Annotated in this window: 10 protein-coding genes; all 10 read left to right on the top strand. The window is 35.5% G+C overall.

Going from position 1 to position 13088, the window contains the following annotated elements:
- Positions 1 to 8: 8 nt before the first annotated feature.
- Positions 9 to 4952: a 2-oxoacid:acceptor oxidoreductase family protein gene (locus BWZ22_RS06000; protein WP_076698650.1), complete on the top strand. Its 4944-nt coding sequence runs from the start codon at positions 9 to 11 to the stop codon at positions 4950 to 4952.
- 15 nt (positions 4953 to 4967) lie between these two features.
- On the top strand, positions 4968 to 6326 hold the full coding sequence (gene rsxC / locus BWZ22_RS06005) for an electron transport complex subunit RsxC (protein ID WP_076698651.1): 1359 nt from the start codon (positions 4968 to 4970) through the stop codon (positions 6324 to 6326).
- A complete protein-coding gene (locus BWZ22_RS06010) occupies positions 6319 to 7320 on the top strand; it encodes an RnfABCDGE type electron transport complex subunit D (protein WP_076698653.1) in 1002 nt (333 codons plus the stop codon). The genes rsxC and BWZ22_RS06010 overlap by 8 nt, the downstream gene beginning before the upstream one ends.
- Positions 7321 to 7334: 14 nt before the next feature.
- Positions 7335 to 8039 (top strand): RnfABCDGE type electron transport complex subunit G, encoded by a 705-nt coding sequence (locus tag BWZ22_RS06015; RefSeq protein WP_076698654.1) that lies wholly within the window; start codon positions 7335 to 7337, stop codon positions 8037 to 8039.
- Positions 8029 to 8661, top strand: a complete 633-nt coding sequence (gene rsxE, locus BWZ22_RS06020; RefSeq protein WP_076698656.1) for an electron transport complex subunit RsxE — start codon at positions 8029 to 8031, stop codon at positions 8659 to 8661. The genes BWZ22_RS06015 and rsxE overlap by 11 nt, the downstream gene beginning before the upstream one ends.
- The gene (locus BWZ22_RS06025) at positions 8658 to 9239 is read left to right on the top strand and encodes an electron transport complex protein RnfA (protein WP_076698657.1); all 582 of its coding nucleotides are present in this window, start codon (positions 8658 to 8660) and stop codon (positions 9237 to 9239) included. The genes rsxE and BWZ22_RS06025 overlap by 4 nt, the downstream gene beginning before the upstream one ends.
- 14 nt (positions 9240 to 9253) lie before the next feature.
- A complete protein-coding gene (locus BWZ22_RS06030; protein WP_076698659.1) occupies positions 9254 to 9460 on the top strand; it encodes a hypothetical protein in 207 nt (68 codons plus the stop codon).
- Positions 9461 to 9491: 31 nt separating this feature from the next.
- On the top strand, positions 9492 to 10349 hold the full coding sequence (locus tag BWZ22_RS06035; RefSeq protein WP_076698660.1) for a ferredoxin-NADP reductase: 858 nt from the start codon (positions 9492 to 9494) through the stop codon (positions 10347 to 10349).
- Between the two features lie 53 nt (positions 10350 to 10402).
- Positions 10403 to 11269 carry an RnfABCDGE type electron transport complex subunit B gene (locus tag BWZ22_RS06040; RefSeq protein ID WP_076698662.1) on the top strand — a complete coding sequence of 289 codons (867 nt, stop codon included), beginning with the start codon at positions 10403 to 10405 and terminating at the stop codon, positions 11267 to 11269.
- A 326-nt stretch (positions 11270 to 11595) separates the two neighbouring features.
- The gene (locus tag BWZ22_RS06045) at positions 11596 to 13080 is read left to right on the top strand and encodes a xylulokinase (protein ID WP_076698663.1); all 1485 of its coding nucleotides are present in this window, start codon (positions 11596 to 11598) and stop codon (positions 13078 to 13080) included.
- Positions 13081 to 13088 lie beyond the last annotated feature (8 nt).

A 13088-nucleotide genomic window follows, 5' to 3' on the forward strand; every position in this document is an offset into this window, starting at 1 on the left:
CTCATCCTATGAGCACGTCGATATTTCAAAAAAGAACAGGCAAGAAGAACAAAACAACTAAATTTAAATACCCAGGTAAACCCATTGCTACCGATGGAAACACCGCCGCCATTATGTGCGAACGTGAATCTACCGATGCTGCTGGAGCATACCCAATAACACCTTCTACTCAAATGGGCGAATATTGGGCCGATGCTGCTGCTAAAGGGCATTTAAATATTTCAGACAAACCTTTAATATTCATTGAGCCCGAAGGCGAACATGCTGCCGCTGCAGTTACTGCAGGCTTATCAATGACTGGTTTACGTGCTGCAAACTTTTCATCTGGTCAAGGTATTGCATATATGCATGAATCTCTTTATGCAGCTGTTGGTAAACGCCTAACTTATGTGTTAAATATCGGTGCTCGTGCCATGACAAAATCTACATTAAACGTTCACGCGGGTCATGATGATTACCATGCTGTAGATGACACTGGTTTTTTCCAAATGTTCGCTAAAAAAGCACAACATGTGGCAGACCTTAATATTATTTCTCACCGCATTGCTGAATTAGCGCTTACTCCTGGTATTATTGCTCAAGATGGGTTTTTAACCACACATTTAATAGAGTCTTTTCTATTACCAGAACGTGAATTAATTAAGGAATATCTTGGAAGACCTGATGATATTATAAAAACTCCAACACCCGCGCAACGTATTATTTATGGTGAAACACGTCGTCGTATACCAGAACTTTGGGATGTAGACAATCCTTTAATGGCAGGAATTGTTCAAAATCAAGATTCTTACATGCAAAGTGTTGCTGCTCAACGTCCTTTCTTCTTTGATCATATTGAAGCATTAGCAGACCAAGCTTTTGACGAATATTATGAACTTACTGGCAGACGCTATCAACGTGTCATGACATATCGATCAGATGATGCAGATTACCTTATTTTAGGACAAGGAAGTTTAGTTCCTAGTGCCGAAGTAGTTGTAGATTATTTACGTGAAACAAGAGGTATTAAAGTAGGTGTGGTAGATTTAGTTATGTTTAGACCATTCCCTGCAGATATGCTTGGTGAAATACTAAAAGGTAAAAAAGCTGTTACTATTTTAGAACGATTAGACCAACCTTTAGCAGTAGATTCTCCAATTACACGAGAAGTTCGTTCTGTTATAAATAAATGTATAGAAAACGGCATCAACAAAAATCAAAAACCTTACCCAGAATTAAGTTCATATGCTTTAGGCGATATTCCTTCAGTATATTCTGGAGCATTTGGTTTAGGTAGCCGCGACTTACAACCAGAAGGTATTATAGGTGCAGTTGAAAACATGCTACCTAAAGGCAAACAAAAAAAACAGTTTTACCTTTCTATAGATTTTATTAAAAAAGTACCTAGTTCTCCAAAACAAAAAGCTTATCAAGAAACCATTGAAGAATCTTATCCAAAAGTTAAAGAACTAGCTATTAGAGGGTCAGAAAACCCTAACCTTATGCCAAAAGACGCTATTACTGTGCGTTTCCACTCCATAGGTGGTTGGGGAGCTATTACAACGGGTAAAAATCTTGCAATGACCTTGTATGAGCTACTTGGTTATAACATTAAAGCAAATCCAAAATATGGTTCTGAGAAAAAAGGACAGCCCACTACTTATTATTTAGCTGCTGCCCCAGAACCTATTAGAATAAATTGCGAATATTATTTTGTTGATGTAGTACTATCTCCAGACCCAAATGTATTTAAACATACCAACGCACTAGCTGGACTTAAAAAAGGAGGTAGCTTTATTATTCAAAGTGATAAAAATACACCAGATGAAGTTTGGGCCGAAATTCCTGAACATTACCAAAAAATAATTGTTGATAATGATATTCATGTATTCTATATAGATGGATTTAAAATTGCAAGAGAAGAAGCTACAGACCCTGAACTTCAATTACGTATGCAGGGTATTGCTTTCCAAGGCGCCTTTTTTGCAGCTTCCCCTCTAATGAAAAAATCTGGACTTACAGAAGAAAAACTACTAAAAGCTATTGAAGATCAATTACAATACAAATTTGGTTCAAAAGGACAACGTGTTGTAGATGACAATATGCGTGTAGTAAAACGTGGTTTTGATGAAGTACATGAAATTACAAACAAAACGCTAGGAACCAAAAAGAAAACAAACGGTATTGCCGCACAAAGTTTACCAGTTCCTAGAATGATGAAAGAAATTCCTCAAAGTGAATCTAAACTTAGTGATATTCATCGTTTTTGGGAGCAAACAGGTAATTTCTATCTAAAAGGAATGGGTAATGATAACCTTACCGATCCGTTTATTGGATTAAGTGTTATGCCTGCTGTTTCATCGGTATTCCGAGATATGACAGGTATTCGTTTTGAACACCCAGAATGGATTCCTAATAACTGTACAGCTTGTGGCGACTGTTATACCATATGCCCAGATACAGCAATTCCTGGACTGGTAAGTGAAGTATCCGATGTTTTTGATACCATAGTAAAACGGGTTAAAAAGAACCACGGAAAAGTAGAACACCTACCTAAAGCAGTTCGTAAACTAGAAGGTCATGTTAGAAAATTATTCAATACATCTAAAAGCGGAGAAACAGTTAATGATTTTATTAAGCATGGTATAGACATGACGCTTGATGACTTCAATAACGACCCAGGATTAATTAAAGAATTTGATTGGTTTAAAGACGAATTAGGAGAATTTAAATTTGCCTTAACCAGACCATACTATGATTTACATGAGAAAAAAGAAAAAAACAGCGGTGGATTATTCAGCATAACCATTAACCCTACTACGTGTAAAGGTTGTATGGAATGTGTTGAAGTATGTAATGATGGAGCACTTATTAAAATACCACAAACCGAAGGCTCTGTTGCAAGATTAAATAAAGAATGGGATTTTTGGTTAGACTTACCTAGCACCCCTCAAAAGTTCAATCGTATTGATGACCTTGAAGAAAAAATAGGTCCATTAGAAACTATTTTATTAAACAAAGACGCCTACTTAAACTTTGCTAGTGGAGATGGTGCATGTTTAGGTTGTTCTGAAAAATCAGTAGTACACATTTTCACAGCCACTGTAGAGTCTCTCATGCAACCACGTATTGAGAAGCATATGGCGTACTTAAAAGAGCTAACAGATAAGCTAGAAAAACACATTCAGGTTAAATTAATGGATGGTGTGAATTTAACAGATTCCAATACCATGTCTAAAATCATAACCGAAATGCAAAATTCAGATTTAACCATGGCTGAAATAACCCGTAGGTTAGAGTCTGAACAAGGAGGCGAACCCGTTGACCAAGAATGGTTACGAGATGTAACGCAATTACTTGCTCAATTAAAAAACCTACAATGGAAATACACCAACGGAACCACTGGAAAAGGTAGAGCCAATATGGGTATGCTTAACTCTACTGGTTGTACATCGGTTTGGGGTAGCACATGGCCTTTTAACCCATATCCTTTCCCATGGGCAAATCATTTATTCCAAGATTCACCTTCTATGGCAATGGGAATATTTGAAGGGCACATGGCTAAAATGGCAGATGGTTTTAAAGCCATTAGAAAAGCAGAACTAGAACTTTCTGGAAAATACAATCCTGAAGAACATGACCAATTCTTTACCTATTTTAATTGGAAACAATTTACAGATGAAGAGTGGTTACTTTGTCCACCAGTAGTAGCATTAGGTGGAGATGGCGCCATGTACGATATTGGTTTCCAAAACTTATCTCGTTTAATGGCTTCAGGAAAACCAATAAAAGTAATTATTGTTGATACACAAGTATATTCTAACACAGGAGGACAAGCTTGTACTTCCGGATTTATTGGTCAGGTATCAGATATGGCACAATACGGTAAAGTATGGAAAGGAAAAAGTGAACCTAGAAAAGAAATTGGCCTCATAGCTATGGCACACAGAAACACTTATGTGTTACAAGGTTCTTTAGCAAACACAAGCCAAATGATTGAAGGATTTATTGATGGTTTAACCACTAAACGTCCTGCGCTATTCAATCTATATACAACCTGCCAACCAGAACATGGTGTAGCAGATGATTTAGGTTCTCATCAAGCAAAACTTGCTGTAGAATCTAGAGCATATCCTATTTTTAAATACAATCCAGATAATGGAATAAAAGCTAAAGAAGCCTTTGATTTATCAGGAAACCCTGCAATGAATCAAACATGGCCAACTTATACTTTAAAATACCTAGAATACGGTCAAGAGCAAACCATGGAATTACCAATGACCTTTGCAGACTTTGCTTTAACCGAAGCCCGATTTAGAAAACATTTTAGAAAAGTACCTAGAAATGCTTGGAATGAAAACATGATATTACTAGCAGACTTTTTAGAATTAGATGAAAACGAACGCGAAGGTAAATTCCCTTATATCTGGGCAGTAGATAGAGATCAAAAACTAAACAGAGTATTGGTTGCTAAACCAATTGTAGATTCTTGTGAAGAACGACGCGATTTCTGGTTAATGCTACGCGATCTTGCTGGTGTAGAACCAGAAAAACTACAAGAAGAAAACCTTGAAGAAAAAATAAGAAATGAAGTTGTTGGAAATATAGCACAAGGTTTAATGCAACTTGCTGGTGGTAACGGAAGTGACGCTCTTAAAATAGCTATGGAAAAACCCGCAGAATCAAATGGTTTAGCTGCAGAAGAAGCCCAATCAAATGGAGAATATATGGCGCCGTGGTTAGAATCTGATGAGTGTACCTCTTGCGATGAGTGCATAAATATTAACTCCAATATTTTTGCTTACAATGATGATAACAAAGCTTATATAAAAAATCCAAAAGGAGGTCCTTATGAAGACTTAGTTAAAGCTGCCGAAAAATGTACAGCAGGTGTAATACACCCTGGTTTACCGGCAGATAAACTAGCAAAAGATATGGAAAAATGGATAAGTAGAGGCGAAAAGTATAATTAATATACAAATGGCATAATGGCATTGTTCAATTTTCATAAAGACACATTTAAGCACGGTATTCATCCACCTGAGAGTAAAGACGAAACTAACGGCTTACCAATAAGGCAGTTTCCCTTTTCTCCACTAATTATTTTACCAATGGCGCAACATATTGGTGCGCCTTCACAAATAATTGTTCGGGAAGGACAAGAAGTACATAGAGGACAATTATTAGCAAAAGCTGGTGGTTACGTTTCTGTGCCTATGCATGCGCCAGTTTCAGGAATTATTAAGAAAATTGCAAATGTTCCAACAATTTCGGGTAAAATGTCTCCTGGTATTTTTATTGAAGCATTTCCGTTTTCAACACAAGAAGTTCTTGAAGGAAACCCCATTGACCCCAATACAGCAACACCCGAAGAAATTTTACAGGCAATTCAAGATGCCGGAATTGTAGGGTTGGGTGGTGCTGCATTTCCAACGCATGTGAAACTAAAAGTTCCAGAAGGAAAAAAATGTGATACTTTAATTATTAATGGTATTGAATGTGAACCTTATTTAACAACAGACCACCGTGTTATGTTAGAGCAGGAAAAAGACATTTTTACCGGTATTAGATATTTATTGAAAGCCACAGGAACTAAAAAAGTTATTATAGGAATTGAAGCCAACAAACAAGATGCCGCTAACCATTTAAAAAAACATATTCCTGAAGATTTACCTGTTACAGTAAAAGTGCTTCCTGTTAAATACCCCCAAGGCGCAGAAAAAATGTTAGTAACTGCTGTTTTAGGGAAAGAAATTCCATCAGGCAAACTTCCTATTGAAGTTGGTGTTGTTGTGGTTAATGTAGCAACCACTGCCGAAATAGGAAGATTACTACCTCATGGTCAAGGCATTCAAGAACGCGTTATTACCATTGCAGGACCAGGAGTTAAAAAGAAAGGAAATTATACTATTCCAATAGGCACACCTCTACGTTTTGTACTAGAACAAGTAGGTGTTGATGAAGAAATTAGCGAAGTTTATATGGGGGGTCCCATGATGGGAGTTGCTGTTTCAAACTTAGATATTTCAATAGTAAAAGGTACTTCAGGTATTCTTGTCTTTACAAAAAAGAATGTAAGTAGATCACCTAAAATATATCCTTGTATTAAATGTGGCGCTTGTGTAGATGCATGTCCTATTTTATTAAATCCATCAAAACTAGGTATCCTAGCAAAATTTGAAGCTTATAATGAAATGGCTTCAGATTTTAATTTAATGGATTGTTTTGAATGTGGCTCATGTACGTACGTGTGTCCATCTCATATACCACTGGTACAGTATTTTAGATTAGCCAAACGCGTTGTAAGAAAGCGTGAAGCAGAAAAAAAAGAGAAAGTAGATGCTTAAAAAAACATTAGATATTAGCTCATCGCCACATATAGTTAAGGGGCGAAGTACAGAAGATATTATGAAAAACGTAGTATGGGCGTTGTTACCTGTTGTGTTTTTCTCTGTTTATTCTTTTGGACTAAATGCATTACTAGTAATATTTACAACAACCTTTGCGAGTGTATTCACTGAACATTTTTTATGTAAACTTTCTAAAAAAGAAACTACTATTAATGATTATTCTGCAGTAATTACTGGGTTGCTACTAGGACTTTCATTACCCCCAAGTTTTCCATTATGGATGGCTTTTGTAGGTGGTGTTATAGCTATTGCGCTTGGTAAGTATATTTTTGGCGGTTTAGGATACAATGTGTTTAATCCTGCATTAGTAGCTAGAGCTGTTTTACAAGCCGCTTTTCCAGTTGCCATTACTACATGGCATCCAGCATTTCTATCAAACCGATTTACATCTATTTCGCAATCTGTTTTTACATGGCCTTTTATGGAGCCACAATACGATGCTATTTCGGGAGCAACCCCACTTTCAGCATTTAAGTTTGATGGTATTACAACATCAACAGCAGAATTAGCTTTCGGTCAAATAAGTGGTTCAACAGGAGAAACCTGCGCTATAATCATTGCTTTGGGTGGTATCTATTTAATTGCACGTAATATGATGTCATGGAGAATTCCAGTTGCAGTACTACTAAGTGCTTTTTTATTAAGTGGAATACTTTATTTATTCAATAGTGAAATATACCCATCGCCAGTGTTTATGCTATTATCTGGAGGATTAATGCTAGGAGCTGTTTTTATGGCTACAGACATGGTTTCATCTCCAATAACGCCACTAGGTTTGTGGATATATGGTGCTATAATTGGCATTCTAACCATTGTAATTAGAGTGTGGGGTGGTTTATCAGAAGGGGTTATGTATTCTATTCTATTAGCTAATGCTATTTCTCCCCATATAGATTCGGTTATTAAAAATCGAGTATATGGAACTAAATAAAAAATGAAAGCCGCATGAGTGAAGTTGCTAACATAAAAAAACAAAATCTTGCTGGTAGCAAAAAAATGTTATTGGCTATGGTTAGTATTGGGATTATAAGTGCGTTGCTTATAGTTACAACCTTTGAATTAACACTACCACGTGTACAAAAATTAAAGGCTGAAGCACTAGAAAAAGCCATTTTTGAAGTGCTACCAGGAACCGTTAAAACCCAAGCTTTTGGTGTAAATAACAACGGAGAATTATTTAAAATGGAAGCAGGAGACAAAACCGAAACTACAGTTTACGCAGGGTATGATGATAATAACAATATTGTAGGGTATGCCGTAGAAGCTTCGGGACAAGGATATGCAGATATTATAAGGGTATTGTATGGGTATAAACCAGATAAAGAAATACTCATTGGTTTTCAAGTTTTAGAAAGTAAAGAAACTCCAGGACTGGGTGATAAAATTGAAAAGGAAGTACATTTTCTAAACAATTTTAAAGCACTAGATGTTAGTTTAACATCCAACAAAAAAGAGTTAAACAACAAAGTAATTACTGTAAAACAAGGCGAAAAAGTAAACCCTTGGGAAATAGACGGCATTACCGGAGCTACAATCTCATCAAGAGCTATAGGAAATATTATTGGAACAAGTACAGAAACCTTAGTTCCAATTTTATATAATCATTTTAAGAACAACAATCATAAAACAAGTGAAAGCAATGAGCAATGACAATGCTTCATCAAAGAAAAAGGTAACCTCAACCGATGAGTTTATTAAAGGATTGTGGAAAGACAACCCCGTATTTGTACAGGTACTAGGTATGTGCCCAGTATTGGCTGTTTCTAATACGGCAGAAAATGCTCTTGCCATGGGATTGGCCACCGCTTTTGTTTTGTTAATGTCTAATATTTTAGTTTCTCTATTAAGAAATTTTGTTCCTAAGCAGGTACGTATAGCCTCATATATTCTCATCATTGCTACGTTTGTTACGGTAACAGATTATGCTATTCAAGCCATAAGTGTTGAATTACATAAAAGCTTAGGAGCTTTCATCTCGCTTATTGTGGTAAACTGTTTGATTTTGAGTAGAGCAGAAGCATTTGCCTCTAAAAACACCGTATCAAAATCTATTTTTGATGCTTTAGGAATGGGCTTAGGCTTTACGTTTGCACTTTTCTGTTTAGGAGCAGTAAGAGAAATTCTTGGTAACGGTTCTATATTCAATATAGCTATTTTTCCTGAAGGATTTCAAAGTTGGATAGTCATGATATTACCTGCTGGTGGATTTTTTACTCTAGCCATATGGCTACTTATAATTAACGGAATACAAACAAGAAAAACAAAATCATGAATACGGAATCTTTAGGTACTATTTTTCTAAATGCATGCTTAGTTAACAACTTTGTTTTGGCTTATTTCTTAGGTATTTGTCCATTCTTAGGTGTATCTGGAAAAATGGAAACTGCCACAAAAATGGGTGGCGCAGTAATGTTTGTAATGCTAATAAGCTCTATGTGTGCTTACGGAATACATGCTTTTTTAGTAAGTATTGGTGCACCTTTTTTACAACTTATTAGCTATATAGTTGTAATAGCTTCTACCGTGCAGTTAGTAGAAATGTTCATTAAAAAAATAAGTCCATCCTTATTCAGATCTCTTGGAATATTTCTTCCTTTAATTACAACAAATTGTGCCATTTTGGGTGTAGCATTATTTCAAACAAATAAAGAATATGACTTTTTAGAAAGTATAGTATATGCGCTTGGTGCCGGGGCAGGATTTACACTAGCATTAATATTAATTGCCGGATTAAGAGAACAATTAGAATTTGCCGAAGTTCCAAAAATTTCAAAAGGAACAGCTTTAACACTATTTATTGCTGGCATCTTATCGCTATGCTTTATGGGATTTGCAGGTTTAGGAGGTTAAAAAAGAATAACAAAATGATTAAATCACTCATCATAGGAATTGGTTTTATAGTAACTATAGCAGTAGCTTGGGTACTAGTGCAAACCTTATGGAAAAAAGTTTTTAAAGAAGAATACTCTCAAGACGATGTTTTAGCAGGCAGAAGAAACTGCTCTAATTGTGGTTGTACCACCGTTTGTAAACGAAAGGATAAAGGGGAAATAACCCCTAAAACTTATTAAATAAAGAATAACAATAAAATATAAAATAAACATGGCACATTTATTAGATTTCGATACCGAAAAACAATATAAGGCAGTGGTTAAAAAAACATCTAGATTAACCCCACAAGACACCGAAGAGGTGCGTGAAATTGTACTAGAAGTTAAAGACCAAGGATTTAATTGCGAGGTAGACCAAAGTTTTGGCGTATTGGTAAAAGCCTCAGGAGATTTTGGAAACACTTATCATCATAGACTTTACAGTGTAGCAGATTTACCAGCAAAAGTTAATGGTAATCCAAAAATTACCATGTTAGTAAAACGTTGCTCGTATGTTGATGATTTTAATGGTGAAGAATATAAAGGTATTGCTTCTCATTATTTATGCAACCGAAAAAAAGGTGATGAAATAACACTTACAGGGCCGTTTCAACTACCATTTAAAGTACCTGATGATAAAACAGCTAACATGATACTCATTGGTATGGGTACAGGTATTGCGCCTTTCCGTGCTTTTATTAAACACATTTATAAAAATGTAAAAAATTGGGAAGGAAAAATTAGATTGTTTTATGGTGCACGTAGCGGTTTAGAATTATTGTATTTAAATGATAAAGATGGTGATTTAACTAATTACTATGACAAAGATACCTTTGAAGCATTTCATGCACTAAGTCCAAGACCTCATTGGGCAGATTCTATTGAGTTAGAAAAAGTAATTGAAGAACAAACAGCAGAATTAAAAGAACTACTTTCTAAATCTAACACTTATGTGTACGTTGCAGGATATGCAAATATACTTAGCAAACTCAACAAATCATTTTCTAAAGTTCTAGGATCAGAAGAAAAATGGAAGCTTCGAAAAGCAGAACTAATAGCTGGTAGAAAATGGGCTGAAATTATTTTTTAAAGTGAATTGTTAAATAAAGAAACATGATGTTTCAATAAAATTCGTGAATTAATATGTCTATCATTACCGCCATTGCCGCACTTGGAGGGTTAACTTTACTACTTGCAATTATGCTTATAGTTGCAAACAAAAAGCTTTATGTTTATGAAGACCCTCGTATAGATAAAGTTGAAGATATGTTACCTCACGCAAATTGTGGCGCATGCGGGTATCCAGGTTGCAGACCATTTGCAGAAGCTCTAGTTCATGGAAAATCATTACCTGGAAAATGCACTGTTAGTACAGATGAAGGCAGACTCTCTATAGCCAAATTTCTTGGGGTAGATTTAGGTGCTGAAGAAAAACAAGTTGCGCGTTTAGCTTGTGCCGGCGGAACCAACGTAGCTATTAATAGAGCACAATATGTAGGAATTCAAAGTTGTCAAGCAGCTGCCCTAGTTTCAGGTGGCGGTAAAGGATGCTTTTGGGGATGCTTAGGACATGGTGATTGCGAAGTGGTATGTGATTTTGATGCTATTACCATGAATGAACATGGATTACCTGTAGTAGACACAGAAAAGTGTACCGCCTGTGGCGATTGTGTAGAAGCATGTCCTAAAGATTTATTCTCTCTCCAACCTATAAGCCATAAACTTTGGGTAGCCTGTAAAAACTTAGAACACGGAGAAGCTGTTTTAGAAGAATGCCAAGTAGGTTGTACCGCCTGCGGAAAATGTGCCATGGATGCCCCTGGTGAATTAATTACAATGAAAAATAATTTACCCCATATTAATTACGCAGAAAACCATAACACCCAAAAACCCATTGAACGATGCCCAACAGGAGCCATTGTATGGGTAGAAAGCAACGGTGTTATTGTAAAAGGTAAAGAAAGTAAAAAAATAATCCGTAAGGGTGCTAGATTAATGGGCAACACTTAAATTAATCTTTAACTTTTAAACTCATCAAATATATAATCAAAGTCATTATATTTTTAAAAAATTACTTAAAGGTTTAAGTAATTACATCTTCCTTTTTATAAAAACAAAGAAACCTTTCAAACCTCCCATTAATACAAGGGTTTCAAAATAATCCTATATAAATATAGCATTGCTTATTTATCAATTTTAAAACATAAATAACAAGGCTATTTATTTATAAATTACACAAATATTAACAATAATTGAATATCTTTAAGGTTAGAATCATTTCGCTTTAAACCTCTATAATAAATAGAGGTTTAAATTACCAACTAAACTTTAAAATTTTGTACTACTTAGGATTAGATATAGGGAGTTCCTCTGTAAAAGTGGCTCTTGTAAATGCCATATCAGGCGAAAATATTTTAAGCCTCAACGAACCTACCACAGAGATGGAAATTTTAGCCCTACAAAACGATTGGGCAGAACAAGATCCAGACATGTGGTGGAACTACGTTTGTAAAGCCATTAAACGCGTATTAGCCGAAACAGAAGCCGATGCTTCAAAAATTGCAGGTATTGGTATATCTTACCAAATGCACGGACTCGTTATTGTTGATAAAAATGGGAAACCATTACGTAACGCCATCATTTGGTGTGATAGTAGAGCTGTTGAAATTGGTGAAACTGCTCATAAAGGATTAGGCGAAGACTTTTGCGCAGAACATTTATTAAACTCACCTGGCAATTTTACCGCTTCAAAATTAAAATGGGTAAAAGAAAACGAACCCAAAATCTACAAGCAAGTTTATAAATATATGCTACCTGGTGATTATATTGCTTACAAACTAACAGGTGATATTGTTACCACAAAAAACAGTTTATCTGAAGGGATTCTTTGGGATTATAAAAATGATGCTTTAGCCGAATCTCTTTTAAATTATTATGGCATTGATAAAAATTTAACACCCACCATAGTAGATAATTTTACCAACCAAGGTGTTACTAACAACAAGGCTTTTGAGGCTACTGGAATTCCTGCAGGTGTACCTGTTACATATCGTGCCGGAGACCAACCCAATAACGCCTTATCACTTAATATTTTCAACCATGGCGAAGTAGCTGCCACTGGCGGTACTTCGGGGGTAATTTATGCGGTTACCAATAAATTACAATCAAAAGAATCATCAAGAATCAATCATTTTATTCATGTAAATTACACACCAACAAACACAACCATAGGTAAATTATTATGTATTAATGGTTGTGGTATTATGTACCGTTGGCTTAAAGATAACATTGGTATAGGTTCTTATGAAGCTATGAATAATAAAGCTGCCGAAGTTCCTATAGGTTCAGATGGTGTTGTAATTATTCCTTTTGGAAATGGAGCCGAACGTATGCTTAACAGTAAAAATATTGGCGCACACTTTTTAAACTTCAATTTAAACCTTCATAATAATGCGCACTTATGTAGAGCTGCGCTTGAAGGTATTGCTTTTGCCTTTGTTTATGGTATGGAAATTTTAAAAAATGATAATGCCGAAATTAAAGTCATTCGCGCTGGAAATGACAACTTATTTAGAGCCGAAATTTTCTCAAAAACAGTAGCTACTCTTATAGGGCATGAAATTGAAATTTATAATACCACAGGAGCTGTTGGTGCTGCACGAGCCGCTGGATTAACCGATGGTAATTTTGAAAAATTTGGTGCCAGCATTACTAAAAATGATCACGTAATGACTTTTACACCTATAAAAGACAAAGCTCCTTATCAAGAAGCTTATTTAAATTGGAAAAAAGAATTAGAAATAATACTAAAAAATAAATAACATTATAA

This window comes from Seonamhaeicola sp. S2-3, from assembly GCF_001971785.1.
In the GTDB taxonomy this organism is placed as follows: domain Bacteria; phylum Bacteroidota; class Bacteroidia; order Flavobacteriales; family Flavobacteriaceae; genus Seonamhaeicola.